Below are 25,226 nucleotides of genomic sequence, written 5' to 3' on the forward strand. Positions count from 1 at the left end.
CAACACTCAAATAGAATCGATCTTTTTAGTGGCTCACGTTCATCCGCCCCACTATGCTCACTTTGGTCCGCCGCGGGTGGCTCACTTTGACCCGCCGAAGGTGGTATACTATGCCCGTTTTTTGCAGTTTGACAACAAGTCGATTAAAACTATCATTTTTTTCAGAAATACCTATGTAGTGCAATCGATATTTTGTAAACTCCCTATAGTTTTCAAAACCTGAGAAAAAAGGTACTTTACGAGAGAGGTCATAAAGGAATTTTTCGGTGGTAAACCAATCTATTACTTCAGGAACGTCATTGGTATTCCAAATCCTTATAAGTTTATCTCCTAATTCTACGTCTAGGTTTCCAAAGTCAGTTAGCGGAAGATTGTAGTACTTGAACAACCTAGCAAGATCCAAACTCCCAGAAGAATCTCTTTCTCCCATTTTGAAACTGAATTCGATTTTCCCGCTAATCCTAAATTTTAATAGAAATTTCGATTCTGATTCAAAGACAAACTTCGATTCGGCCCTTTGTCCGATAAAATAAATCTTACTTCTTTTAAACCAATCCAACGATTCCAAATCTTCCTTGAGCCATTCAGATTCCTGATTGGAAATTGGGGGGTAAACCAACTCTAGATAATGAATTTGTGATCTCAAATTATTTTAGGCCAAATCGTTATTACTATAAAAAGAACCTTGTATATGGTTCCATTTTTCTTCAGTTTCTTTGAACTATATTATTCTTTTTTTGGTCTTGGTATTTTCACAATAAATTGTTCACCTTCAATGTCATTGATTAATTCAATGTTTGGCTCCTGTTCAAGCGCTCGCATTATACCAGAACCCAGCCCACTGAAAGGAAGTGTATGGGTACTGAATGCCACTAGCTGATTGTTTCGAATGACTGGATTGCCAAATTTGATATCCTCGACAGTTAAACTGTTTGGTAGTTTGCCTGGACTGATGATTTCTATCCTATCATCAAATATCATTAGTCTGATAGGAGAATTTTTGAAATAATCTCTATGGACGAGCGCATTTTGCAATAGTTCCTCAAGAGAAATTTCAGAAACCTCTAGTTTTCCCTGGGCATTGAAACTTTCCCCAGTCTGCAGAGAATCGAGATTGCTCGTCAAAAAACTCATGGCCTTTCCAAATATCTCTGGAATTGTACCTGTCAAATCCCTTGGTTTACTACGGAATTGATTCCCCTCAATATTGTTTCCAAAAAATGAAACGGCTTTTATGGTAAAAGCTGGTTTAACGGATTGAGGGTCTTTCCCAAAAAACAAAAGTCCTGCCAAAGTGAGTTGATCGTTCCTAATTACTCTCTTAGCTTTTAATGCTTGTTCGTAAGTAAGACCTCTTTCTTCAAAGGATTTCCCAAACTCTTTTTTAAAATAATCAGAGAAGGCTTTTTGGTCAATATCCTGGATGCTGGTTCCATGAACTTCCATTTCATCTGCCAACAAGTTTCCACTGCTTTGAAAAAGGCGCATGATTTCAGCGTTGTCAGTTAAAAGTCTTTTGTTTGATCCTTGTTTCACATAAATTTCCCCTTGTGGGGTTTTATATGGTTTATTTATTCCTTCTTTGGTATGAACGATTAAAATGTTCTTCTCTACGCCATTGTCTTCCACTTTGACAACCTCTGTGGCAAGGTAAACCGGTGGTTTGACATTGTCAGCAAATTCAGCTACCTTTCGATCAGCATATTCTACTTGTTCGGAAGTCAAACCAATAACTTCTCCGGTTTTGTCTTTTATTCCAAGTAATATCATTCCACCAAGTGAGTTGGACATGGCAACGATTTCTCTCGACATGCTTTCAGGATGTGGTAAAGTTTCTTTAAATTGAACTTTACTGGTTTCACCTGTACTGATAATATCTAGTAATTCGATTGCGTTCATTTTCTAATTTTATCTATGTTCCAAATACTATAGATGTTCTTTCTTCTATTAAATGCCTCATCACCTCCTTCCATAATGTCTACAATGTAACGCTGAGTTTGATGATTGTCTATTGTACCTGAGTGAGCCATCATTGTTTTCTCGTCATAGCTGCAAGCAATCACTTTCTCACTATCCCCCAAAACTGGTATGTTTGCATTATGGGTTGCAAAGATAAATTGCATATTTCCTTTGATCTTCTTTAATTCCTTTATAACCTCATCATAGATGGTTTGGTTATCCAAATCGTCCTCGGGTTGATCAATGATTAATACATTGTTCTCTCTTTGAGCGAGAAGAAATAAAATTAGGGCAGATGCGCGTTGACCAAGGGAATGTTTATCCAATGATTTATTATTATACTTTATAATTATTTTATTATCCACCTTGTAGGTTAACAGGTCGTCAAGGTATTCGGAAAATCTCCGCTTAAATTCCACTACCTGATTTTCATTTAATATGCTATTCAATTTGGAAGAATCTTTATATATCTCAATGAAATCCTTATAAGTTGACTCAATTTCATGGTAAGCAGATTCTCTAATGCCAGAACCCCTGAACACCTGTTTGAGCCTATCCATGAATTTATCCCTTCTATCTTTGAAAAGCACCTCAATGGTTAACTTGCTGTCGGCATCATTAATCCTATCGACTTCAGCTTTCAAAAGTTTGTATTCTTCCAACCAAAAATTGTTCAAGTCAGACAGACATTTTTGCAGAGACTGTTTTAGCTCAGTTCGTTTTGCTTCTGACTTCTCTATTTCCTTTAGCTTGAGTCGGGCAGTTTCAATCTGCCGATTAAGTTTCAAAAAATTATCTGGATTAATGGTGTCCGTATTGATTTCTCTCTTGATTTTGGCGAACTCTTCCTTAAGTCCTTCTTTTTTACCATGGATTTTCGAGAGGACTACCTTAACTTTCTCTTGGATGGCATTGGATGATTCCAGAACTTTTTTGATTTTATCAAATTCAATTTTTAACTCGATTTTTATCTGATCTATTTCCTCAAACAAATCAGAGTTTAGTTCAGAGCCTGAAATTTCCTGCTGGAAAAAATAATCATGTTCAGAGATTAAACTTTTAAGATCTTGTACATAATTGGCAATACCACTATGGAACTGTGTAATTTTGGAAATATCAGAATCAAAGTGTGTCTGTTGTTTTAACTTTTCTTCTACACCTTTCTCCTTATAAATCTTTAGCTGATGTTTGGAATTCTCTATAAGTGTCTCTGTTTCTTTTTTTAAGGAGTTTAGATTCTGTAACTTTTTTAAATCGGAAATTAAACTTTCGATTTCTCTTTTCTTATTACTGATTCTTGATTGTACAGGTCTTAGCCTGGTTCCAATAAGTCGTTGAATTAGATCCGATTCAAAATCAGCATCCTTGTTGGATAGATCCTTTTGTCCAAAATAAACGGGGTGATCGAAAATGGCATCTATTGAAATATTAGGTTGCAAGATATTATCTTTATAAATATCTTCTTTCTGCCCGTAGATTTTCTCTATCCGATATTCCTCTTGATGCTCATTCACAAGCGTAATTATAGATTTTCCCCCACTTTTCATTACGTGCTCAATGAGTCCGTCTTTGTAGCGCGGGTCAACTGCAATTTCAGATAGAGGAATGCCTAGTGTATATCGTATTATTTCTAGAATAGAAGATTTTCCACTTCCCCGTATTCCAATCAAGGTATTCAGTTCTGGGGAAAAATTGATACTGGTTTCATCTAAAAGCCCTCCTTCGAAAGAAATTGACTTAATGTAAGAGTTCTTGATTTCCGGTTTGTCCTTTGGTGATACACGATAATTTGAATCGGTAAGGGCATACTCAAGTGCCTCAAAATTAAAATCACCAACTTTAATATAGGTCACTCGACCATTACCAATTGCTTCAATTCCTCCGTGGGCATTGTCAGAACCTTCAACACAAGCAACTTTTCTATTGGCAAAATTGCAAAGTTTTTGGTAATTCTCAAGGTTGGCACTTTTTTGGACAGCCAGCACTTTTTCAAATGCTTCTTGTTTGATGAAATCCTCTAAAGTTCTACCTCTTAACTCTTTAAATAGTCCGTTGGTGTCATCTATATGAGCTAAAACAATAAAATAATCCAAGCCAATTTTATTTAAAGCCTCGACAGCTTCTTTTAAATTGAAATTTGAATTTGGGTAATTTGGTTTGTCATAATTGTTTATACCGTAAAAGGCATTATCAATAAACTTGTTTATATGATCGGTCTCTCCTTTGTACCATTCGTCATCAAAAACAATCAAGATGTGTATTCCCTCCTTTAATGAGAACTCAACACCTGGAAATAGCCCTATCCCTTCCTTTTTAGCTCTTTTTCGTAAAGAGACAAATTCACCTTTGTCGAATTTGTTATGATTAGTGATTACACCAATACCTATTTCTTGAGCTCGCAATTGTTCAATATATTGCCGCCCGAAATCATTTTGCTCTCCACTGTACGCAAACTCAGCATCTGCATTTGTGTGTAAATGAAAGTCAGCTTTAAGCCAGCAACTTCCGTTTTTAAATATGTTATATTGTGTGCTCATTTTAGTTTTTTATCATCCTTTGTTGGAACTAATAAGGCTCTTATATCAACGTCTAAAACTTCGGCAATAGTAGTTAGCACTTGAATACTTGGCTGAGCATTATTGTTGCAATAATTTGTTACTATTACGTAGCTTTTACCAATTTTTTCAGCCAACCAGGTTTGTGTTCTTCCTTGCTCTTTTAATACCTCTTTGATTCGATTCATTGTCTATATTATTAGACTCTTTCAAAACACGATATAGGCTTAGCTTAATTATATAATGTTTTGTAGTACTTTACTTTTTTATACAAAAATACAATATAAACCAATTCAAATGGGTCAGGAGTATACTATTGATTATTTAGGAGAAACTGTCATTGTTCAGTTAGAAAAATTCAAGTAAATAACCATAACTATTTCATTTGGCATCAAATACCATTATTTATGCTGTTGGAGGTGGGTCTATCCTAGGCCATTGATCTGAGACACCAAAATAATATGAACCCCACTTTGTGATGGTCAAACGACCTGCCCGCAGTGTGAGCAAGAGCAGCAACTGGAAGTATTATGCTAGAGTCATCAAATGAGCGATTTGTTCGAGAACCGAAAATGGTAAAGCTCGGGTAGGTTTCTTAGATTCATATTTTTAAAGTTAGCTATCTTGGAAACCCATGAGATATGCACTAAATGATAAAAAGGAAAAGATAGAGGTCAGTTTTTCTGGTGAACTTGCAGTATGTGAAATCTGTAAGGCAAATGTCAAAGGCCGAAAAGGTGAACAACGCATCAAACATTGGTATCATTATAAAAACAAAAGAACCGATTGTGATGATTGGCATGAACCCATTTCGGAATGGCATTTGACCTGGCAAAATCTATTTCCTGTGAAGAATAGGGAGGTTACGCTAGTGAAAAATGGGATATCCCATAGAGCTGATATTTTGTTGGACAATGGGCTTGTCATTGAAGTCCAAAATTCACCGTTGAAGCTGATGGAGGTGGAAAAAAGAGAACGGTTCTACGGTAGGAACAATTTGATCTGGATCCTGAACGGAGATACCTTGGCCAAGAATTCCATGCTCAAAAAAGAGCTTTTCACCTATCGGTATATGCTGACGATATCCATCCCTAAATCCTTTGTATATGTCGAGGATTATGATTTTCGGGCCCTAATGGAAGAGGTGTCCAAGAGTAATGAAATCGCCTACCTGAAATCGGAGGAAAATCTGTACGAGCTCATAAATGAAAACACCATGACCTTCAAGTTCCTTGATAATCAGATTGAGAACTTTTATTTGTTCGAGGTCCAATACAGATACTACATAGCCTGTGTATATGAAACAAGGTATGGTCAAACCGGGCTGGAAAAGTTTCGAAACCAGATTGCCATTGAGTATGGTTCCATTCGGGAAACCATTATGGAAATCAAACTGATAAAGAAATATTGGAAGAAGTTTGTCGATACAATGGAATTTCCAGTTTTCATCGATAATTTACAAGGGATGGAGGAAAATGAATTGTACTATTATTCTGAAAATAGAACCATAAGCAAGGAAAAATTCATGGACCATTATTTAAAATACACTTAAATTGAGCCAGGAGATGCTGAACTGACCAGATATGGTGCTCCCCACGATCCTTCAACAAGAACCAACAACTATATGTATCGATTTAGGACAATAGAATGTTTACTGGACAAGTACAATGAACTGGAAAACCAGGAAATATATTTTGCTTCCCCAGAAGAATTGAACGATCCAATGGAAGGTTTGAGGGATGTTTTCTGGAAAGGGGACAGGATTGTTTGGAAAAATTTGATCATTAACTATCTCAAAAGTTTGGAAAGAGTTTTTGTCTTGACCATACTATTGAACGATAGCAAAAGTATCACGGATGATGATCTGGTTGTTTCATCCGGATTATTACGCTACGCCTCCCCGCAAAGGAAATTTTTGGTGAAGGAAATTATCGATCAAACCTTCAAGACCAAATTTATCCGGGAATTGCCGATCAGATTGTCCAAAAGACGAACACCGATTCGACGCTCCGAACTGTTGTCCTACCTGCAGACCATCCATCCCTTTTTCCTAAACAGCATCTCAGAAATCTATTATAAACACAAGTTGACCTACAAATTGCAATACCATCAAGACCTGGGCCAATTTGAAAGTGTCATCGAGAAATCGGGTTTTTTACATGAATTGTTCAATAAGTTGGAAGAAGAAAACAATAAGGGTCAAAGTGATATTTTTTTCAATACCATTGGGCTCTATATCCAATCCAATAAACTACATATCGAGTTCAAACACTGGGAAGGGGAAAGTAAATCAAATGCTTTTTATCTGGTTTCAGAATTTCCAAACAGGTTTGTCACGAAATTGGAGAATGATATTTATCCAGATTGGTATTCTGCCTCTTTCCTTGAAAGCAATGAAAATTCTGCTGTTTGGGGACATTATGGGGATAATCACAAAGGGGTTTGCCTGAAATTCAAACCCATATTGAACGAGGGTAAATTGGCATTGAACTTGAATACGGAATATGGATATGGTTCTGGACCAATCATTGGAATGAGACCCCATACTTTTCGGAAAATAGAGTACCATAACAAGCACGTTGAAATCGATTTCTTCAGGTCTATGGGCAGGTTACCCAAAATTGAACTGGACAAATTATGGTATGAAGATCCCGATGGGAACAAGAGTGTTTGTGCTTCCCATTTTGATTCGCCCGAAAAAGAGGAGGAATGGCAGGAGGAATACTGGAAAAATTTTAATGACAGTCTCAAGATAAAACTTAGGGAATGGTCTTATGAAAATGAATATCGATTGGTGGTCCACGGGGATTTTATTGATTATTCCACTAAGGACAGCAGAAAATTAAGGTACGATTTCAAGGATTTGGAGTCCATTACTTTTGGCATAAAGACACCAAATTCCGCCAAACTCCAAATTATGAAGATTATAGATAAAAAATGTAAAGAAAATAGTAGGAAAGAGTTTGACTTTTACCAAGCATACTACTCAAAGGATAAAGGTCAGATAGAAAGCTTTAAGATGACTTTTTGATGATGATAATGGTATGAGACTCCAACCTATGAGAACTTCCTGTATTGATAGAAGCATTTAGTCGTTGAGCAGGCTCATTGAAAGAATTTCTACTATCCTTTTATACCCAAATTAAGATGAGTCGGATGGTTGGGACCACCAAAAAAGAGAACTTTTGAAACATCCAATATTTGGATGCCATATTATTGGTCATCATGTTCAATGGTACTCAATTTTATTCGGTGAGGGTGGTAGACAATGTCCGGGTTTCCAATCATAGTAATGTTTCGGATAAAGTATCAGTTAATAAAAGTGGGGTATCAAGATTGATAAAAAATGTCTAAATTAGTGGTGTAAGACTCCCATAAGTTTTGCCTCTGGATGTGCCGATTTGAACACGGTTCAGGGTTCGGTTAACTGGTCTTAGTTAACGGTGTAAAATAATGAAAATCAACTATTTATGTTTCAAGGGATGGGCCTGCCACCCCGACGAACCTAGAAATAGGTCACAACAAAACACTGTTAATCATATGATTTTCAGTGTTTTTTGTTTTTTATGCATTCATTTGATATCATTTAAAACCAAATAAAAGGTGTGCAATTCGGTGTACAACGATTAATCCGGAATGTACTAACTTGAAAGGACTTTAGAGTACGATTTGACTTTCGTCTTTACAATTAATTGTTTAACCAAAGTCATGGAAAATGAAATCAAAACACACTTTCACCGTAATTTTCTTTACCAGAAAATCAAGGAGCGTCCCAAACCAATTATCCATCTATGTCCGCATAACTGTGGACGGCCAACGTGCCGAGATCAGCCTAAAGAGAAGTATTCCCTCCAAGGAGTGGGACAATTCACGGAACCGGGGCAGGGGAGGTTCACAGAGGATCAGGGCATTGAACGCCTATCTGGACAGCGTTTACAGTAATCTATTGGACTGCCATAAAGAACTTTTGGAAGAGAACAGGGTGGTTTCCTCAAATGCCATCAAGTCTCGTTATCTAGGGGAGGATGACAACAGCAAGACCTTAAGGGAGCTTATCAAGTACCATAATGAGAATATGTCGATTGTCCTGAAAAAGGGGACGATGAAGAACTATTATACGACGGAAAAGTACCTGCACAGGTTTTTAGCCAAGAAAAGAAAGGTAAACGATGTCCGCCTAAAACAGTTGAACTATGCCTTTGTAACGGATTTTGAGCATTTTTTGCGCAATTACAGAGATTCAAAGAGGAGGCTCTTAATGGGCAACAATGGTGTGATGAAACATCTGGAAAGGTTCAAGAAGATGCTCAACCTTGCCGTCAAATTGGAATGGATGGACAAGAACCCGTTCAACCAGTTCCAGTTGAAATATAACAAATATGATAGGCAGTTTCTGGACGAAGAGGAACTGGAGCAATTGGAAAGCGCTGAAATGGGTAACGAACGTTTGGAGAGGATAAGGGACTGTTTTGTGTTCTCATGCTATACAGGCCTTTCCTATGTGGATGTGAAGGAGCTGAACAGTGACAATATTGTAAAGGGGATTGACGGAAGCCATTGGATAAGTACCAAGCGTGAAAAAACGGACAAGCCAGTTAAAGTCCCATTGCTCCCAAAGGCAAGGGAAATTTTGGAAAAGTATATGCAATGTCCGGAAATGGAAAATAAAGAAGGCTTGTTGCCCATTAGTTCCAATCAAAAGACCAATGCCTATTTAAAGGAGATAGCGGATTCCTGTGACATCGATAAAAACCTGACCTTTCATGTAGCAAGACATACCTTTGCCACAACAGTGATGCTGTCAAATGGTGTGCCCATCGAAACAGTCTCGAAACTTCTCGGACATACCAAACTTTCCACCACACAGATTTATGCCAGGGTCGTGGAATCCAAGATAAGTGAGGACATTGGCAATCTTTTGATCAGGTTCAAGGAAAAGGCAACCAAAAAAAGTGCAGTTACATGAAACAAAGAAGGAGCAATGGTATTTGCTCCTTTTTACTATAAAATTCAATATTTAGATTTGAATTCTTTATTTTTTCAACTGTTGCTCCAAATAAGCGACTTTATCCTTTTCAGCTTGGACTAGACGTTCGTAAAGTTCAATGATTTTTTCCAAGGGATTTATGGTACACAGGTAATTATTGTTGTTTGAACTGTTATCTTTAAAAGTGTTGTTTATGATGTTGAAAACAGCTTCTTCCGAAAAGTTTTCAATGGCTTCAGGCGTTACTCCCAAGGCCTTGGCAATTTCCTCCAATTTTGTATCCTCGATTGTCTCTGATTGTTCAATGTTTGAAATGGCCTGTTGGCTGATGCCCAACTCCATGGCAAGGGCCTCTTGTTTCATACCCCTCAGTTCCCTGATGCGGCCTATCTTCCTTCCTATATGGTTGTTTTTTGTAGCTGTTTCCATTACGTAAATATAGGATTTTTTAATAATACCGTGCATCCGTAAAATACAACCCTCCCATGGTGCGATACGTGATATTCTGTTTCGGTACGTGATATTCCATTAGTTCCTTTATCACACATCATTAGAGAAAAATGGAGGCCGAACGAATCAAAGAACTGCTTAATGGGCATGAGCCCATTGCGATTGTAAGATATTTTGAATGGGCAATCTTTTCAAGGAATCAAGTCAATGCCAAATATCTATTGCTCAGGATGGACAACACAAAAAGTGACATCCTCGAAATGGACATCCCAGAGGGAATGGTCACAATGTTACGGTCCAGACTGGACGATTTTGAATTGGTATTACATGGCAAAAATGGCACTATATGGGAGCGGTCATCCTTTAGGGAAAGGGTCAGGGAGTTAGTCCCCATAACAAAGATAGCTGACTTGATAGATCTATATTGATTTCCCTAGCCATTACTAAATAATATAACTATGAATACAACAGACCAACACATCATCGACAAAATAACCGAGGAGCTGGAAATCGACTGTATCCACCAGAATAAGGATCGACATGTATTTAAACATCGGCTGGACATTCTGGCAAGATCGTCTCAAAGGGACTTTCCCGAGCAGGTACGGCCAGTTATCGATGCCATAATGAAACCTTACCCCGATGTTGTTTACAGTGTCTTTACAACCAATTATGCACGGAAAGAAGCCCAAGAAGCCAACTTGTACTTTTTAAATAACTGCAATAGAGGCAGCCTTGTATACAAAAACTGTGAGGACAACTCCCTAATTATCCCTCCCGACTTGGAGCCGAACAAGCTGTACGAAACGGCCAAAAGGGAATTCAAACGGGACATGGCCCGGTTGAAATCCTATAGGAAGGGAGCCAGTTATTTTAGGGAATTGGGAAACCTTCCCCAGAGTGCCTTTATGCTACACCAGACCTTTGAACAGGGCTATAGGATATTGGAACGTTTCATCTGCGGGAGGATAAAGATATGCCATAGCATCAAGAACCATCAAAGCTATGTATTGAAAATGTTGGACAAGCTCGGTGGCACGTTCCAAATGGAATCCGATATGGACAGCAAATTGCTCGACCTATTGGAGGATGCCTATTCATCCGCCCGCTATACCCATAGCTACACGATTACCAAAAATGAACTGGAACAGCTGACCCAAAAATTGTCATTGTTCACTAAGGACATCAAGACCCTGTTCCATCGGGAGCTGTCCATATTCAAACGCAATATCGATAATGGTATTTTCAATCATAAGGAAGAACTAGATTTGGAAACGCCCAATGCACATCGTACAACAGTGGAGCCCTATGTGCGCAGGCTTGAATTCGACAACAGCTTCGAGATGCTGTGCAAAGCAAGGTCACTACTGTTGTTGGGCGTTACCTGTCTACAGGAGGACGTGGAGCCGCCTCTTCATGTAAACGGCTTCGATTACAATATAGTTGAGGTACTGCAATTGGCAATAGAATTGTTACCGTTAAAGGAGACAAGTCCTTAATGCCATATCCAAACTAACTGCCAACCAAATTTATGTAAGGGTTTTGGAAAGAAAAGTTGGTGATGACATGAGAATGTTGGTGGAAAGAATGGAAGGTAAATAAATCATCGTTTACTTGAACTTTAATCTAACTCCGTTCTTTGTTGTGTAACTCTATGATTTACTTTTTTTTAAGTCCATATTTTCTACCCAGAAAAGTTTCGATTCTGTGAAACGAATGATAGAGTCATTTAAAATGCTGACTTTGGAATTATCAAAATCTAATCGATAATCCTGTGTTATGTCTGTCTCGTTATTACAACTGAGTATAATCGACTTATTTTTAAAAGTCCATGTACCTTGACCTTTTTCGATTCCAGTAGCTTGGATTTCGTTGTTCATACCAATTTGTGCCCAATGTTGTTCAAATTCAAAGGTTCCGGTTGAATTAAGAGTCAATTTATAACGTTGCTTGATTCCGGAACTATTATTGGAAATGTACTCTCCAACGTATTTATCAGTTTGCGAACAGGAGGTAAGACTTGTAATGAGAAAGAATATTAATAAGCTTAATTTCATTTTTTCTAAAGTAATAAGTTGATTATATATAATCAGTGATCATATTTCTAATATACTCACAATTGACAAATTGATGAGGTAGCTACCTTAAAGAAGGTTCCATTTGTTATAGTTAATGGTCATAGATTAATTGTTAGAATGTTTGTCCCTAAGTTATCAATTAATTTCGCTATCAGGCACTTGTATTAACGGAACCCTTTTAAAATGATTAGGAAACTAGGTTTTATGAGTTATAGAAACTTTATTCAAAACCAATGGACAACAGACCTATTTTAATAATTACCAATAAAGACCTATATTTATAGAACTAGGGTATATCCCTTTTTTGTACGGCATATTTGATTTGACTTTCCTAAAGTCCGTACAAACCAAAGAATTATTTATAGGGCAACTGATTTTTAAATCAGCTTGTATTTATTCAGTCCTTCTAGCGGGTCATGGTAAAGTATACATAATTTGGAATAAATACGATTTATATGATTGTCCTATTGCCTTATGACAATTGAAAATGCTCAATAACAAGGGGCTAGCAGACTTTTAGAAAAATCAATGGGATACCTCATGTCCTATGAGTTAGTGACTCCTAAAAATTTATATATTCATAGACAGCCCTAAAACGCTGGGGACAAAGGCCACTGGTCGTAGCGATTTTCCACTTTTTGGAAAAACGGTAGAGCAAGAGGGTGATGCGCAAATTGCGCCATCACGGTTGCTTTCTGGTCTTCAACAAGTTGAAAACCAGTTAATTGAATGAATTTTGGAATACTGTACAAAATCAGGGGCTACAGTAGACTTTTCCGAAATCTACAGTAAACCCTTTGGGAAGCCCAGTAAACACTGGGAATTTTTGACGCAAAAATTGACGCAATTTCACTAAAAAACAAAATCACACCTATGGAAAAGCAATCAACAAAAGGCAGAACAAAGAATGGGAAGGGGGGTTATTCAAACATCACGGTAAAGAAGGAAACGGCCGCACGTTTTCGGAGCTATTCCAAAAAGTTCAACAAGTCCCATAGTGAGGTATTGGACGGGATGATACATTACTTCAAGGAGAACAACCTTGACCCTTTTGGGGAGGGAACTAAGATCATCGTTGACAGTATCAAAAAATTGGAGCGTCAGATGATGAAAAAAATCGATAGGCTCATCGCCATTATCAAGAACATGGAAAAGACCAGTATCCGGCCCACCTATGAAATGATGCTCATTCTTTACGAGGCCTATGTAAAGGATGGGAGGAAACCTAAACGTGAACCCGTTAAGTTACAGGAAGAGCGAATGGATTTTTTGGAGCCTAGGAATACGGTTCCAAAAACGGAGCATGACAGAATACTGCAAGAATTCAAAGAATATAAAAAGCGATGTACTGAAATCATCGACAATGTGGAGAAGGTAGAGCCGATGATGGGAAAGCCTTATCTAAAGATCAATATGGGCATCGGGGAATTTGAAAGCCTGAAATATCAATTAAAATAAAGCTTATGTACCTAACCATTTCAGCACAGAAAATGGGCAGTACCTACAACTCCAGTGTGGGGAACTATGTGGACTATCTGGAAAAGGAAAATGAGGATAGATTACCAGAACAGAGGGAGGAATTCTTTGACCAAGAAAACGACAGCGTAAGCCGACAAACGGTCATCGATGAAATAGATGCCAATACGGCGAAACTAAGGCAGAAGGACCCCAAGTTCTATTCGATAGTGGTCAGTCCCAACCAAAGGGAATTGAAGACCATTGGGAATGACCCGAACCTATTAAGGGAATATACAAGGAAACTCATGGAGGACTATGCCAAGAGTTTCCACCGTAACCAAGAGGTCAAGGCCGAGAACCTGAAATATTACGCCAAGATAGAGCATGAACGCACCTATCGGGGCACTGACAGACAGGTACAGGAGAATGCTCCCTACCGAGGGGAGATAGCAAGGCTCAGAAACGAGATACGGAAAGTGGAGCGGGGCGAATCCATCGGGAATGTCAAGGAGCTTGAAAAAGGAATCAAAGAGCAAGAAAGATTGGCACCCCATAAACAGAACGGACAGCTCATTGCCGCAGGGATGCAAAAAGAGGGGCCACAGACCCATATCCATATTATTGTCAGCAGAAAAGATGTGACCAACACCTACACCCTTTCCCCGATGGCCAAGCACAGTGCCTCCGAAGTGGAGCTGAACGGAAAAACGGTCAAGAGAGGATTTGATCGGGACAGCTTTTACCAAGCAGCCGAAAAGACCTTTGACAGGACAACAGGGTTCAAACGGAACTTTGTGGAATCCTATGTAGGGAGAAAGGCCCATGCCAAGGAACCGGGGAAGTTCTTTGCCAAGGTGATGGGATTGCCCACCAAGGAAAAGGACATGGCCTTCAAACTACTTAAAACAATGGGTGTCAAAGCCCCGAGTATTCCAACCAATAAGGTACAAATGGCGGCCAAGATCATCAAAGCCCTTGGAAGGGGTATCGATAAGGCTAGGGGGACTGGTGAGGACATGGGCTACTGAAATCCAAAAAGCAGGTTGCGCCCTATCGGATTTTTGCTTCACGCTTATCCAGCGTGGGAACGTCCGCCTTGACCATTTTGGTAAAAAGTGCGTTCCAAAAGCTGTTTTGGGCCCTTCATGGCCCGGAAAAACAATGCCCCATAGGTTGGCTTAAAAATAAAAAGCCCCTTAAAAGGGCTTATTTGAAGTCTGTTTTTCTGAAATCAGAGGCTTGTGCAACGGTTACCATTGTTGTAAGTAGTGCTTTTTAATTCACTTACTTAATTTCAAAATCCGAAACGCTCCTTGAATTACCAAAATAAAAACGATTGTTCCGATAATCAAATCAGGTTTACTCGAACTCAACCAATTTACCAAAATTCCAGCAATTATTACTCCTAAATTGATAATCACATCATTTGATGTAAAAATCATACTCGCTTTCATATGAGCCTCTTCTTTGCTTTTTGACTTTTGCAAAATGTAAAGACAAATTCCGTTTGCGATAAGTGCAAAAATCGAAACGATAATCATTGTCGAAAAATCGGGAAGTTTCTCGTCTCCAAAAAATCTTCTTAAAACTTCCACAAATCCAATAATCGCAAGTGTTATTTGAAAATATCCAGCAAGTTTTGCAATCCGCTTTTTCTTAACTATAGTTCCTCCAACCGCAAACAAACTAATTCCGTACACGAAACTGTCGGCAAGCATATCCAAACTGTCTGCAACAAGTCCCATTGATTTTGAGATAATTCCTGTTGTCATTTCGATAATGAAAAAGGCAAAATTGATTGCAAGTACAGACCAAAGTAGCTTTTTTTGGTTTGCGTTTTCTTTAAATTCCGTTTGGTCGGTTTGTTCCGTTGAGATTTTTTTTCCGCCTAAATTCAGTTCGATAACTGACTTTTCGATTTGGTCAATTTCTCCGCTGTGAAAAACAGTCAATTTTCGATTCGGAATATCAAAGTCCAGATTCGCGATACTTGAAATTCCGTCCAATTTCATTCGGATTAGATTTTCCTCTGAAGGACAGTCCATTTTGGTAATTTCAAATATTGTCTTTTTCACTCGGTTTCTGGGTTTCTCGGCATTACTTACAACGGTCCCGGCTATGGCCCCGTGGCCAGCGCCAGACGTTTTTTAATACATTCAAGTTAGGAAAAAATGGCCAAGCGATAGGCATGGGCTATAGCCCTTGTTGGCAACAGTTTTATTCCACTTCGGTTATAATTTTTTTAATTGCATTAATTACCAAGTCGGGCTCTTCCAATTGTATAAAATGTCCGCTTTTTTCAGTTGAAATTAGTTCCATTTGAGGTACCTGCCGTTGAAAATCTCGATAAAGTCTTTTTTGAATTTCGATTAATTTTACTTCAAAAGGGTCGTCTTCGTCGACTTTATTTGACTCTAGTAAGGTAATTGGAATATCAGTTTTTATTGAAATGGTTTTCAGTGTAGAATCGTGTTTCGGGTAAGCATTTACCTCCATTTGAAAACCCTTAGGGACTAACTTGAGTTGAGCGTTTAGTGTACTATCCGCAATCATAATTTCATGTGGAGTCTGGATTTTTCTAAGTTCCTGCTCAAGAAATTCACTTCCAGGGTCAATCAATACAAGTCCGGCTAAGTTTTTTGGATAACGATGAAGAAAATAACGAGCTACATAACCTCCCATGGAATGACCAACAAAAATCATTGGAACGCCAATCACTTTCTCTTTTTCCAATAATTCTTTTAATTCCTCAGATACGTTTTCGAGGGTTCTTGGAGAATCTGTGAGCTCCGATTTTCCAATTCCTAGTTTGTCGTATGAGATTGTTTTTGTGATTTTGGAAATTTCCTTTTGAACAATTTCAAAGTCTTTTAAATCACTTCCACCACCACTGATAAAAACAATTACGGGTTCTCCTTCTCCCCATGTCAAAACATGCTGTTGTCTACCTTGAATTTCAACAAAATGACTATTGCTTTTAGTTTCACAGGAAAGTAAAGCAAAGAAGGTCCAAAACAGTAACAGTATTGTAAGCTTCTTCATTCTAAATGTTTTTGTCAAATTGTTGCCAACGTCTCGGCTAAGCGTAGTGCGGTGGTAAGGAAACTTTTTCGTTTCCGTCTGTGCACGAAGCTAAAGCTTATTGTTTAGTTTTATTTTTTCTATTCTAAAGCTAAATCCATAAGATTTAGCGACTTCATAAATATACACAGACATTTCGATTGAGCCCTAAAGTCCGCATTACGTTTAGGAATTGTTGTAGTGCGTTTTTTCAGAGTTCTATATCCGTTATAAATTCGAGTGAGGAACCTTCTCTTAATTCCAAATTTTGAGTATTGTAAACCACTCCAGTTGGAGTATAGTAAGTTATATTACAGGGAATTTTAGTCAATTCTGCTAAAAAATCCAAGGTAACAGTTTCTGTATCGTTTAGTTTAATAACGTATTGAAAGGTCGATTCATTTGGTATAAATAATTCAATTGTATTATCAAACTCCCTAATTTCAGAATCAGGATTAGCAAATTCATTAGGAGGATTAAATCTGAAACCTAATCCATTTTGAAGTGTTATTTCTTCTGGGTTTACAGTACCATTTTCAATTAAATTATTACCGTTTGAATCAACTAATTTAATATATAAACTTGGAAATGCGGGGTCAAAAAGTTGACAATCAATACCATTATCATCATCATTCGAACAATTTGACAATAAAATGCTTATTACAATAAGTATGAAATTTTTTTTCATAAATCTGTTTACTATTAGATACTGAATTTGCCTTATGGTTGTGTCAAATGCACTACAACGGTTTCGTGTATGAGCAGTAGCGGATTTGAAAGTACAAACCTTTCAGTTTAGCACAAAGCTTATTAAAAGCACAGACCTTGATTTTACCACTTCACCCGCTATTGCTTATACACAATGTTGTGCGTTCGCCCTTTATTTTCAGTCGGTTTAGTCAATTTTCAAAGGTAGGATTTTTTGGGGTAGGGAAGGCACTCTCTCTTGCAAGTTTTGGTCAAGCGTTGGCTGGTGCGACTTGCAAGAGTGTGTGCCTTTGGGGCGGATTAACTGGCACAGCAACTTAATTTTGATACGTCTTTTCCGAAAGTTATTGCTGCTAATTTTATACCTTCTCCCAAAGTCAAATAAGGGTAGAAACTGTCTGCTAAGTCTTTCACCATTATTCCGTATTTGATTGCCATACTTAATTGTTGTATGAGTTCTCCACCTTCGGGTGCGACTACTCTTGCACCTATAAGTTTGTCAGTTTCCGAGTTACGAATGAGTTTGATGAAACCCCTTGTGTCGTTGGCTGCTATGGCTCTCGGTACGTCTTTCAATTCCAATTTTGACACTTCAAACGGAATGCCTTTTGATTCTGCCTGTGCTTCATCTAAACCTGCCCCTGCAATTTGTGGGTCAGTAAACACCACCCAAGGTAAAGAAGAATAATCGGCTTTATTATCTGTTCCTGAGAACGCATTTTCAACGGCAATTTTACCTTCAAAAGCGGCTGTATAAACAAATGCAGGGGTGTTGGTTACGTCACCTGCTGCGTAAATGTTAGGTAGATTGGTTTCCATTTTTTCATTCACAGCGATATGTCCGCTTTTGGTGAGTTCCAAACCAATGTTATCTAACCCTAATTGGCTTGTATTGGCTTTTGTGCCTGTGGCAATTACTACCTTACCTTTTTCTATAATTTGCGTAAATGAACCGTCAGGACATTTACAGTGAATGATGGTTTCATTCGCTTGTTTCTCGAATTTCACGGCTCTGAAATTAGGTAAGATTTCAATGCCTTCTTTTCGCATTTGGGTTTCCAATGCTTCACTGATGTCTGGGGTTTGTGTCCGTAGAACACGGTCGGTAAATTCAATGATTCGGACTTTAACGCCTAAACGATTGTACGCCATTGCAATTTCCAAACCTATGTAACCTGCTCCCATAATGGTCAAGCTTTCGGGTTTTTCTTCCAAGTCGAAAAGGGAAACGTTGGTCAAGTAGTCAATTTTGTCCAATCCTTCAATAGTCGGAATGTTGGTCGTAGCTCCCGCAGCAATTAAAAATTTGAAGGCTTTGTATTCCTTGCCATCAACCAAAATGGTTTTGTTGTCTTTGAATTTTGCCCAACCTTTTAGCATAGTCAGGTTTTCAAAATCGCTTACCACATCCATATATTTTTTCTCTTGAAGTGTGGCTACTAATTTTTTCTTGTCTTTGATGATTTGAGCAAAATCAATATCAACGCCTTTTGGTCGGATGCCTTCAAAGTTGGAATGTGTAGCGTGATAAGCCGACTCGCCTGCACGAATAAGATTTTTAGAAGGCACACAACCCACGTTGACACAAGTACCGCCAAAGTCCAAACCACCGTTTACCATTAAGGTCGTTAAACCTAAACTTTCGGCTTTTATAGCTGCCGAAAATGCAGCCGAACCGCCACCGATAATGATTAAATCAAATTGATTATTCCTACTATTTCCATTTTCAGAAATTTCACTTTTTACACGATAGTTTTTTGTGCCGTTAATGGTATTGATGATTTCTTCTTTACTTGTTTTGGTAGGGTCAAAAGAACATTCACAAGTAGCTTTTGGGTAGCTCACATTGGCTTCTTTAACACCCTCATTTTGTGAAAGCATTTTTTTTATTCCTGTGGCACAATGGTCGCAGGTCATACCTGCAATTTCCAATTTTATTTTTTCTTCTTTCATCTTATTTTTTTAATTTATTTAGGACTATACTTAACAACATTTCATTCCTATGTTTTTAGGCTCAAAGAAATCCTCAAGCGTCAATATTTTTCCATCAGGATTATTTTTTAACCATTGTTTTGCTGTTCTTTCGCTTGCAAAAAATGAAACGTGATTACATAGCGACCCTTTAATATTGCAGGTGTCAACAGATTCTACCCAAGAAATAAATAAAGGATAAGGAGTTGTCCATAATAGCTGACCTCCGTTTATTTGTAATTCTATGAGAGAACTATCAATTGGGTCGGACGAATGAACATTGACTTCCACATCTAACCATTCAGCAAACAGAATGGCATCTACTACACACCATGTGTATAACATCTTACCATTTACAATAAAGCGATGTTTGGTAGGAACTGTAGATAGACCAGAAAATGCAATAATATTTCCTTGTACATCGGTTTCGCCCAGTTTATTCAAAATAGCGTCCGCTTTATCTTTGGACACTTTTATTAGTTTATAAAATCTGTTTTTAGATATAGAACTGCCTTGCATCAATTCTTGAAATATTCGTAAAATAAAATCGCTATTCTTTATCTTAAATTCAGAAAAAAGAATGTCGTTTAATTGACCGTCAATATATTTTCGTTGATTTTTCATAAGTTTTCTATTTGGGGTTTTACTGCAAACATGCTTTACTTCCTATAATATCGCCATCTGATGCACTCCAGATATAAGAAAGACCATCTCCTGTTGCTGTAGCTGTTACTTTTGTGGTTGCCCCAATCGCAATGGTGCTTTGTTCCGCACTCAAATCTGTGTAAGAAATGGTCGAAGTACCTGTTGGGGTGGAAGAATTAGTACCGGGAGTTGAAGAATTTGTTGGTTTTACTTCCGGTTCCTGTACTTCTTTATTACAACTAGCTACTATCATCCCGATAGTAACAATGCCTAAAATTAATTTTACAGTTTTCATATTATTTAGAATTTTCTTTAATGATTTCGGCTTTATAACCTGTTTTTTCAATTACTTTTATGATAGCTTCAGGATTTGTTTTGCTTGGGTCGTACTGGATAGTTGCCAAATCGCCCGGATATTCCACTTTGTGTTCAATAATGCCGTCCACTTCTTTGAGGGCATTTGAAATATGGTTGGAACAACCTGCACAAGTCATTCCCGTGATTTTCAGTTGCAGGGTCTTACCTTCTTGCTGTGTTGTATTTGCTGTTTGTGCTTTATTGTCAGTCGGTTTGCAACATTGAGCATTAAGCTGAGCAATTCCAATTAGGAACAAAGCACTCAATAGAATTAAATTCTTTTTCATAGTATAATTATTTAATTAAGTTCTTAAATACGAGGGGCAAAAAAATACTATTTCTTGCCAACCACTTTGTAACCTGTACCGTTGATGGCTTCTTCAATTTGAGCAAGACTCACTTTGGTTTGGTCAAATTCTACTTTGGCAGTCGCTTCTTCATAAATCGCATCTACCTTAACAATGCCTGGCAATTTGTTCACATCATTTTCTACGTGTGAAGCACAACCATTGCAAGTCATTCCTTTTACATCAAAAGTTACCGTTTGGATGTCAGAAGCATTGACGATTACAACTTCCTTGTTGTCGTTTGAAGGATAGAAAATGTGTGCATAGTTTGGAAAAGCGAGCATCAAGGCTGCAAACACGGTTACAATTCCCAAGAATGTTTTGGTCTGCATAAAGGGTTTTTTTTCGTCTTCTTCGCAATCACATTGGATTTCTTCGGCTGTTCGTGGTTTGAGTTTCTGATACCAAGCAAAGCCCAATACCAAAACGGTGATACCGATTAGATAAGGTCTTGCTGGTTCCATCCATGAAAAGGTAGATGCCACTCCTGAAGCTCCTGAAATAAGAGCCAATACAGGTGTAATGCAGCAAAGTGATGCTGCTACTGCCGAAAGCACACCCGCTCCGACAAGTCTGTTGTTTTTCTTGTTCATACTGTTTCCTTTTTTGAATTGTTTATGATGTGTTTAAAAAATGGACGAAGTAAAGTAAGTTGCTCCTGTTTCAAAGAGTAGAAAATGGTTTGTCCTTCTCTTCTACCTTCAATGACGTTTCCGTCTTTTAGTTTTCTGAGGTGTTGCGAAACGGCAGGGATGCTCATTCCGAGAATGTCTGAAAGGTCGCAAGGACAAAGTTCGTTTTCTTCTTCTAAGAGAAATAAGATTTTTAACCTTACTTCGTTTCCTGCCAATGCTAAAAGTCCACTCAGTTGACTGAATGCCTTGTCGTTGGTTTGAAGTATTTCTCTACAATTGTCTATTTGAACCTTGTCGGCAAACACACGGATACACGATTGATTGTTTTCCATAATTTCCTTGTTTAGGATTTAATAACGCAGCAAAAATACAAATAGTTTTCTTATTTAAGCAAATACTTAATTATAGTTTTTAACAATTCTTCTTTGTCAGCGGTGGGTGATTTAGCTCTTTTGGTTTTTTAGCGTTGGCTTTGAGTGTCGGAAAAACCAAATGTGCTAAATGTGCGGTGGGTTTTTAGGGTGACGCACAACGTCTCGGCTAAGCGTAGTGCGGTGGTAAGGAAACTTTTTCGTTTCCGTCTGTGCACGAAGCTAAAGCTTATTGTTTAGTTTTATTTTTTCTATTCTAAAGCTAAATCCATAAGATTTAGCGACTTCATAAATATACACAGACATTTCGATTGAGCCCTAAAGTCCGCATTACGTTTAGGAATTGTTGTAGTGCGTTTTTTCAGAGTTCTATATCCGTTATAAATTCGAGTGAGGAACCTTCTCTTAATTCCAAATTTTGAGTATTGTAAACCACTCCAGTTGGAGTATAGTAAGTTATATTACAGGGAATTTTAGTCAATTCTGCTAAAAAATCCAAGGTAACAGTTTCTGTATCGTTTAGTTTAATAACGTATTGAAAGGTCGATTCATTTGGTATAAATAATTCAATTGTATTATCAAACTCCCTAATTTCAGAATCAGGATTAGCAAATTCATTAGGAGGATTAAATCTGAAACCTAATCCATTTTGAAGTGTTATTTCTTCTGGGTTTACAGTACCATTTTCAATTAAATTATTACCGTTTGAATCAACTAATTTAATATATAAACTTGGAAATGCGGGGTCAAAAAGTTGACAATCAATACCATTATCATCATCATTCGAACAATTTGACAATAAAATGCTTATTACAATAAGTATGAAATTTTTTTTCATAAATCTGTTTACTATTAGATACTGAATTTGCCTTATGGTTGTGTCAAATGCACTACAACGGTCTTGTGTATGATTAGTTGCGGACTTTTCCAGCGGGAAATGTCCGCCTGAGACTAAAGATAATTGATTGCATGAATTTCCAGTTGGAAATTCCGACCGCAAATTAATTATACACAGTGTTAGCAGCAGATATTTTTTCATTTACAAGTTCAAGAGCTTTGTCCAAAAACTCGTCTTTCCCATTGATTATTCCCTCAACAGTTTTTTCCATGTAAACATCGGGCAATATTCCAATTCCGTGTAATGGTGTCCCGTCTAGTTTTAAAACTTGCATGCCAGTCCAATTAATTTCAATATCTCCAGGCAAGGTAAAAGTGTTAAAATTCCCATTAGTTCCCGCGGTGGGTTGTCCAACTATTGTGGCAAGATTGTAACCTTTTACAAAACCCATTATACTTTCTGCATAACTTATAGCGCTACCGTCGGTTATGAATACAATAATCTTATCTCCCAAATAGGGTTGTGCCGGTATCATCATTTCATTCCAGTCACCTTCGACAAAGTCAGTGATGTTTTTTTGGTTAGGCAAGACAATTTTTGGTATTCTCAACCAACCCTTAGCAGTATCGGCTTTTTTTAGTAAGTGATTGATAAATTTTTGCTGTCCATTCGGATAGCCTCTTAAATCGCAAATAATTCCATTTGACTCTTCTAAATCAGGCAACAAATATTCTATCGTTTCCCAATCCAGTAAAGTAAGATTTAAATAATGAATATTATTTTCAAATCTTTCATAGGGATTGAAACCTTTATTTTGGTCATAAACATGCATACCTCTTGTCAGTTCAATTTCCTTTCCGTTCACCTCAATGGTGAATTTCAAATTTTTCTGACCTCTTAAAGATTCAATTTCAGATTTGTGTCGTAACCAACCTTTTGTCCCTGCAGAAATTCTTGATTCTATTTCATCAAAATACTCCTTTGAATCCTGTCCGTTAATTTTAGTTACTTCATCACCAACTTTGAGTTTTAGACTATTGTCCCAAATGTGGGTTATTGTCAATTTGTTTTGAATCCATTCCCACGAAATTGGTGGATAATAGTTGCCTTTTTTCTCTCCAATCGTGTTTACTGAAATATGACCATCTTTTAATGGAGCTGTGAATTTTCTCAAGGTAATGATGTGCTCGGTTTTTGAAGAATCGTCAAAAGATTGAACGATAGCACTTCTTAGCTCTTTTTGCCAGTCAATACCTAAAACATCGAAATAGGGGAAGAAATGCTGAAATACATTGTAAGTGCTTATTACATTACCCATTCTAAAGGCCAGACCACTTTCATCAACTTCATGATTTTCTAATTTACTATTGAGGGATTCTATTGATTTTAGACTGGACTTTGGCTGGGTTCCATTTTCATTTTCTAAGAGCACTACTGGAATTGAGAAAACCTTTTCCTTTTCTAGCTCAATGTTTATAGTATCGCCATAATGAGGTCTGTAAGGTATGGTGTCATTTGTTTCATTTACTTTGAAACGTTTACTGAAATAAGGGCCATTTTTATTTTTCATTCCAAAACCAACTCCTTGATGATACCAAAAAATTTCTGAAAGCCCCTTTTTTTCTAGAGGAGTATTAGAATTTAATGTTGGTATTATTGGTCGAAAAAGTGAATCTATTTTTTGTGCAAACTGTTCTTGGTTTTCACATTTTAAAATTTCTTCCGCAGAATATATGGCAAACTTGTCCCAGTCTAAATTATAAGCCTCGTCACTAGGGTGGAAATACTTGACTATTCCATATATCTCTGCTAATTTAATTAAGTTCTCAACTTTATGTTGGGCAACCTCATTTTCATTCTTACTCTTACAAGCCATAAGAGATAAACAAATGAAGAAAGATAATATTTTGAATTTGAGAGTCATATTTGCTGCTAACGGCCCTGGCTATGGCAAGTGCGGGATTTTGAAACCGAATCCTTGTCCGCCAGACCGAATGTTATTTAGTTGTAAAATCTTCATTTTTGAGCAGTCAGCCCGCATTTGCTATAGCCGATGTTGGCAGCTGGCTTTTTTTATTATCAGTCGGCTTGATGAATCCAAATGTATTTTCCGTCTTTAAAAGTTATTAGTCCACCACCAACTTCTTCTTTTCTAACCACAATTGATGGATAGTCAAGCTTGACTTCTCTTTCTCCAATAATTTCAGCGTCTTCAATAACGATTTCATAAGATTTAGAGTCTTTTACAAGTCCCCAATAATCAGCCCAATTAAATTCCGTTAAGTGAGCAAATTGCTCTCCAAAGCCAATTTTTACTTTCTCATAAGTTAGTCCGTGAGTTATAATAATCCCTGAAGTTTCGTTTTCTTTTTTGAAAACTGCTTGGTCATTATTTCCGTCTCCGTTAAAGTCTGCGTTTATTGTGTCGGTCAATTTGAATATTGTTGCTTCTTTAAATTCATTATTCAAATCTTGATTATTCTGCTCAGTCTGTTCGGATGAACTTTGTTTCAAGTTTAGTTTTGTAGTATCTGCTTTAGACTCCACCATAACAGTGTTGGATTCGGCTGAAATTTCGTTTTCAGATTCCTTGTCAGAATTTGATTGACCACAACTAGCTAAAATAAAAAAGGTCAATATGTAGGTTATAAGTTTCATTGTCGTTTTAGCTTGCTGCCAACGTGTTTGGCTATGGTTTCGTTGCGTGAAAATCCGCGCGGATTTTCCGCCGTAAACCGAAGATAGCAAATTTGCAAGGACTTTCCGAAAGGAAAGTCAGAAGCAATGAACTATAGCCGGTGTTGTGT

General features: G+C 37.5%; 25 protein-coding genes. 7 read left to right on the top strand and 18 right to left on the bottom strand.

Features of this window, described 5'->3' with window-relative positions; all coding sequences use genetic code 11:
* Positions 1 to 25: 25 nt before the first annotated feature.
* From GTK07_RS18820 to GTK07_RS18835, 4 genes are all read right to left on the bottom strand, one after another.
* Positions 26 to 430: a hypothetical protein gene (locus tag GTK07_RS18820; protein ID WP_163636611.1), complete on the bottom strand. Its 405-nt coding sequence runs from the start codon at positions 428 to 430 to the stop codon at positions 26 to 28.
* Positions 431 to 726: 296 nt separating this feature from the next.
* Positions 727 to 1,899 (bottom strand): RNA-binding domain-containing protein, encoded by a 1,173-nt coding sequence (locus GTK07_RS18825; RefSeq protein WP_119646717.1) that lies wholly within the window; start codon positions 1,897 to 1,899, stop codon positions 727 to 729.
* Positions 1,896 to 4,496 carry a TrlF family AAA-like ATPase gene (locus tag GTK07_RS18830; protein WP_119646715.1) on the bottom strand — a complete coding sequence of 867 codons (2,601 nt, stop codon included), beginning with the start codon at positions 4,494 to 4,496 and terminating at the stop codon, positions 1,896 to 1,898. The genes GTK07_RS18825 and GTK07_RS18830 overlap by 4 nt, the downstream gene beginning before the upstream one ends.
* A complete protein-coding gene (locus GTK07_RS18835; RefSeq protein ID WP_119646713.1) occupies positions 4,493 to 4,702 on the bottom strand; it encodes a helix-turn-helix domain-containing protein in 210 nt (69 codons plus the stop codon). The genes GTK07_RS18830 and GTK07_RS18835 overlap by 4 nt, the downstream gene beginning before the upstream one ends.
* Positions 4,703 to 5,148: 446 nt before the next feature.
* On the opposite strand from GTK07_RS18835, the gene GTK07_RS18840 reads away from it, so the two are divergent.
* From GTK07_RS18840 to GTK07_RS18850, 3 genes are all read left to right on the top strand, one after another.
* Complete coding sequence (locus GTK07_RS18840) at positions 5,149 to 6,066, top strand: competence protein CoiA (RefSeq protein ID WP_119646712.1); 918 nt, start codon at positions 5,149 to 5,151, stop codon at positions 6,064 to 6,066.
* A 72-nt stretch (positions 6,067 to 6,138) separates the two neighbouring features.
* Positions 6,139 to 7,545: a DUF2971 domain-containing protein gene (locus GTK07_RS18845; RefSeq protein ID WP_119646710.1), complete on the top strand. Its 1,407-nt coding sequence runs from the start codon at positions 6,139 to 6,141 to the stop codon at positions 7,543 to 7,545.
* Positions 7,546 to 8,229: 684 nt separating this feature from the next.
* A complete protein-coding gene (locus GTK07_RS18850; RefSeq protein WP_127138075.1) occupies positions 8,230 to 9,480 on the top strand; it encodes a site-specific integrase in 1,251 nt (416 codons plus the stop codon).
* Between the two features lie 66 nt (positions 9,481 to 9,546).
* On the opposite strand, the gene GTK07_RS18855 is transcribed toward GTK07_RS18850, so the two are convergent.
* A complete protein-coding gene (locus GTK07_RS18855) occupies positions 9,547 to 9,930 on the bottom strand; it encodes a helix-turn-helix domain-containing protein (RefSeq protein ID WP_127138076.1) in 384 nt (127 codons plus the stop codon).
* A gap of 131 nt (positions 9,931 to 10,061) precedes the next feature.
* On the opposite strand from GTK07_RS18855, the gene GTK07_RS18860 reads away from it, so the two are divergent.
* Together GTK07_RS18860 and GTK07_RS18865 are read left to right on the top strand one after the other, a co-directional pair.
* Entirely contained in the window at positions 10,062 to 10,379 is a 318-nt protein-coding gene (locus GTK07_RS18860; protein ID WP_127138077.1) for a hypothetical protein, read from the top strand.
* Positions 10,380 to 10,409: 30 nt separating this feature from the next.
* Complete coding sequence (locus tag GTK07_RS18865; RefSeq protein WP_127138078.1) at positions 10,410 to 11,450, top strand: HEPN domain-containing protein; 1,041 nt, start codon at positions 10,410 to 10,412, stop codon at positions 11,448 to 11,450.
* A gap of 153 nt (positions 11,451 to 11,603) precedes the next feature.
* Here the strand turns inward: GTK07_RS18865 and GTK07_RS18870 are convergent, their stop codons facing one another.
* Complete coding sequence (locus tag GTK07_RS18870) at positions 11,604 to 12,008, bottom strand: hypothetical protein (RefSeq protein ID WP_127138079.1); 405 nt, start codon at positions 12,006 to 12,008, stop codon at positions 11,604 to 11,606.
* An 894-nt stretch (positions 12,009 to 12,902) separates the two neighbouring features.
* Between GTK07_RS18870 and GTK07_RS18875 the strand changes: the two genes are divergently transcribed.
* Both GTK07_RS18875 and mobB read left to right on the top strand, forming a co-directional pair.
* Positions 12,903 to 13,487 (top strand): BfmA/BtgA family mobilization protein, encoded by a 585-nt coding sequence (locus GTK07_RS18875; RefSeq protein WP_127138080.1) that lies wholly within the window; start codon positions 12,903 to 12,905, stop codon positions 13,485 to 13,487.
* 5 nt (positions 13,488 to 13,492) lie between these two features.
* On the top strand, positions 13,493 to 14,515 hold the full coding sequence (gene mobB, locus GTK07_RS18880; RefSeq protein WP_127138081.1) for a MobB family relaxase: 1,023 nt from the start codon (positions 13,493 to 13,495) through the stop codon (positions 14,513 to 14,515).
* Positions 14,516 to 14,767: 252 nt separating this feature from the next.
* Here mobB and GTK07_RS18885 read toward each other — a convergent pair whose 3' ends face one another.
* The 12 genes from GTK07_RS18885 to GTK07_RS18940 form a co-directional block, all read right to left on the bottom strand.
* The gene (locus GTK07_RS18885; RefSeq protein WP_313790836.1) at positions 14,768 to 15,562 is read right to left on the bottom strand and encodes a cation efflux transmembrane domain-containing protein; all 795 of its coding nucleotides are present in this window, start codon (positions 15,560 to 15,562) and stop codon (positions 14,768 to 14,770) included.
* 142 nt (positions 15,563 to 15,704) lie between these two features.
* The gene (locus tag GTK07_RS18890; protein WP_163636612.1) at positions 15,705 to 16,529 is read right to left on the bottom strand and encodes an alpha/beta fold hydrolase; all 825 of its coding nucleotides are present in this window, start codon (positions 16,527 to 16,529) and stop codon (positions 15,705 to 15,707) included.
* A gap of 229 nt (positions 16,530 to 16,758) precedes the next feature.
* Positions 16,759 to 17,235: a hypothetical protein gene (locus tag GTK07_RS18895; RefSeq protein WP_093980792.1), complete on the bottom strand. Its 477-nt coding sequence runs from the start codon at positions 17,233 to 17,235 to the stop codon at positions 16,759 to 16,761.
* Between the two features lie 320 nt (positions 17,236 to 17,555).
* Positions 17,556 to 19,208 (bottom strand): mercury(II) reductase, encoded by a 1,653-nt coding sequence (merA, locus tag GTK07_RS18900; RefSeq protein ID WP_094998230.1) that lies wholly within the window; start codon positions 19,206 to 19,208, stop codon positions 17,556 to 17,558.
* Between the two features lie 30 nt (positions 19,209 to 19,238).
* Positions 19,239 to 19,850 carry an organomercurial lyase gene (merB, locus tag GTK07_RS18905; RefSeq protein ID WP_002978232.1) on the bottom strand — a complete coding sequence of 204 codons (612 nt, stop codon included), beginning with the start codon at positions 19,848 to 19,850 and terminating at the stop codon, positions 19,239 to 19,241.
* A 19-nt stretch (positions 19,851 to 19,869) separates the two neighbouring features.
* Positions 19,870 to 20,166 (bottom strand): hypothetical protein, encoded by a 297-nt coding sequence (locus tag GTK07_RS18910; protein ID WP_002978236.1) that lies wholly within the window; start codon positions 20,164 to 20,166, stop codon positions 19,870 to 19,872.
* A 1-nt stretch (position 20,167) separates the two neighbouring features.
* A complete protein-coding gene (locus GTK07_RS18915) occupies positions 20,168 to 20,515 on the bottom strand; it encodes a heavy-metal-associated domain-containing protein (protein ID WP_094998231.1) in 348 nt (115 codons plus the stop codon).
* Positions 20,516 to 20,562: 47 nt separating this feature from the next.
* Positions 20,563 to 21,168, bottom strand: coding sequence for a mercuric transport protein MerTP (merTP, locus tag GTK07_RS18920; RefSeq protein ID WP_034736775.1), 606 nt, complete (start codon positions 21,166 to 21,168; stop codon positions 20,563 to 20,565).
* Positions 21,165 to 21,542, bottom strand: coding sequence for an ArsR/SmtB family transcription factor (locus tag GTK07_RS18925; protein WP_027375684.1), 378 nt, complete (start codon positions 21,540 to 21,542; stop codon positions 21,165 to 21,167). Before GTK07_RS18925 ends, merTP begins: the two co-directional genes overlap by 4 nt.
* Positions 21,543 to 21,942: 400 nt before the next feature.
* Complete coding sequence (locus GTK07_RS18930) at positions 21,943 to 22,620, bottom strand: hypothetical protein (RefSeq protein ID WP_163636613.1); 678 nt, start codon at positions 22,618 to 22,620, stop codon at positions 21,943 to 21,945.
* Positions 22,583 to 24,295 carry a S41 family peptidase gene (locus GTK07_RS18935; protein WP_163636614.1) on the bottom strand — a complete coding sequence of 571 codons (1,713 nt, stop codon included), beginning with the start codon at positions 24,293 to 24,295 and terminating at the stop codon, positions 22,583 to 22,585. Before GTK07_RS18935 ends, GTK07_RS18930 begins: the two co-directional genes overlap by 38 nt.
* A gap of 203 nt (positions 24,296 to 24,498) precedes the next feature.
* Positions 24,499 to 25,077: a hypothetical protein gene (locus GTK07_RS18940; RefSeq protein ID WP_163636615.1), complete on the bottom strand. Its 579-nt coding sequence runs from the start codon at positions 25,075 to 25,077 to the stop codon at positions 24,499 to 24,501.
* Positions 25,078 to 25,226: the final 149 nt, after the last annotated feature.

The sequence above is a fragment of the Flagellimonas sediminis genome (assembly GCF_010500845.1).
GTDB classification, from domain to species: domain Bacteria; phylum Bacteroidota; class Bacteroidia; order Flavobacteriales; family Flavobacteriaceae; genus Flagellimonas; species Flagellimonas sediminis.

Bases quoted from the DNA above. Each gene is read 5' to 3' on its own strand.
- GTK07_RS18925 (WP_027375684.1), bottom strand. From the start codon at position 21,542: ATGGAAAACAATCAATCGTGTATCCGTGTGTTTGCCGACAAGGTTCAA.
- GTK07_RS18820 (WP_163636611.1), bottom strand. From the start codon at position 430: ATGGGAGAAAGAGATTCTTCTGGGAGTTTGGATCTTGCTAGGTTGTTC.
- GTK07_RS18835 (WP_119646713.1), bottom strand. From the start codon at position 4,702: ATGAATCGAATCAAAGAGGTATTAAAAGAGCAAGGAAGAACACAAACC.
- GTK07_RS18870 (WP_127138079.1), bottom strand. From the start codon at position 12,008: ATGAAATTAAGCTTATTAATATTCTTTCTCATTACAAGTCTTACCTCC.
- GTK07_RS18940 (WP_163636615.1), bottom strand. From the start codon at position 25,077: ATGAAACTTATAACCTACATATTGACCTTTTTTATTTTAGCTAGTTGT.
- merB (WP_002978232.1), bottom strand. From the start codon at position 19,850: ATGAAAAATCAACGAAAATATATTGACGGTCAATTAAACGACATTCTT.
- mobB (WP_127138081.1), top strand. From the start codon at position 13,493: ATGTACCTAACCATTTCAGCACAGAAAATGGGCAGTACCTACAACTCC.
- merTP (WP_034736775.1), bottom strand. From the start codon at position 21,168: ATGAACAAGAAAAACAACAGACTTGTCGGAGCGGGTGTGCTTTCGGCA.
- merA (WP_094998230.1), bottom strand. From the start codon at position 19,208: ATGAAAGAAGAAAAAATAAAATTGGAAATTGCAGGTATGACCTGCGAC.
- GTK07_RS18830 (WP_119646715.1), bottom strand. From the start codon at position 4,496: ATGAGCACACAATATAACATATTTAAAAACGGAAGTTGCTGGCTTAAA.
- GTK07_RS18890 (WP_163636612.1), bottom strand. From the start codon at position 16,529: ATGAAGAAGCTTACAATACTGTTACTGTTTTGGACCTTCTTTGCTTTA.
- GTK07_RS18935 (WP_163636614.1), bottom strand. From the start codon at position 24,295: ATGGCTTGTAAGAGTAAGAATGAAAATGAGGTTGCCCAACATAAAGTT.
- GTK07_RS18875 (WP_127138080.1), top strand. From the start codon at position 12,903: ATGGAAAAGCAATCAACAAAAGGCAGAACAAAGAATGGGAAGGGGGGT.
- GTK07_RS18860 (WP_127138077.1), top strand. From the start codon at position 10,062: ATGGAGGCCGAACGAATCAAAGAACTGCTTAATGGGCATGAGCCCATT.
- GTK07_RS18825 (WP_119646717.1), bottom strand. From the start codon at position 1,899: ATGAACGCAATCGAATTACTAGATATTATCAGTACAGGTGAAACCAGT.
- GTK07_RS18845 (WP_119646710.1), top strand. From the start codon at position 6,139: ATGTATCGATTTAGGACAATAGAATGTTTACTGGACAAGTACAATGAA.
- GTK07_RS18840 (WP_119646712.1), top strand. From the start codon at position 5,149: ATGAGATATGCACTAAATGATAAAAAGGAAAAGATAGAGGTCAGTTTT.
- GTK07_RS18855 (WP_127138076.1), bottom strand. From the start codon at position 9,930: ATGGAAACAGCTACAAAAAACAACCATATAGGAAGGAAGATAGGCCGC.
- GTK07_RS18865 (WP_127138078.1), top strand. From the start codon at position 10,410: ATGAATACAACAGACCAACACATCATCGACAAAATAACCGAGGAGCTG.
- GTK07_RS18915 (WP_094998231.1), bottom strand. From the start codon at position 20,515: ATGAAAAAGAATTTAATTCTATTGAGTGCTTTGTTCCTAATTGGAATT.
- GTK07_RS18930 (WP_163636613.1), bottom strand. From the start codon at position 22,620: ATGAAAAAATATCTGCTGCTAACACTGTGTATAATTAATTTGCGGTCG.
- GTK07_RS18895 (WP_093980792.1), bottom strand. From the start codon at position 17,235: ATGAAAAAAAATTTCATACTTATTGTAATAAGCATTTTATTGTCAAAT.
- GTK07_RS18850 (WP_127138075.1), top strand. From the start codon at position 8,230: ATGAAATCAAAACACACTTTCACCGTAATTTTCTTTACCAGAAAATCA.
- GTK07_RS18910 (WP_002978236.1), bottom strand. From the start codon at position 20,166: ATGAAAACTGTAAAATTAATTTTAGGCATTGTTACTATCGGGATGATA.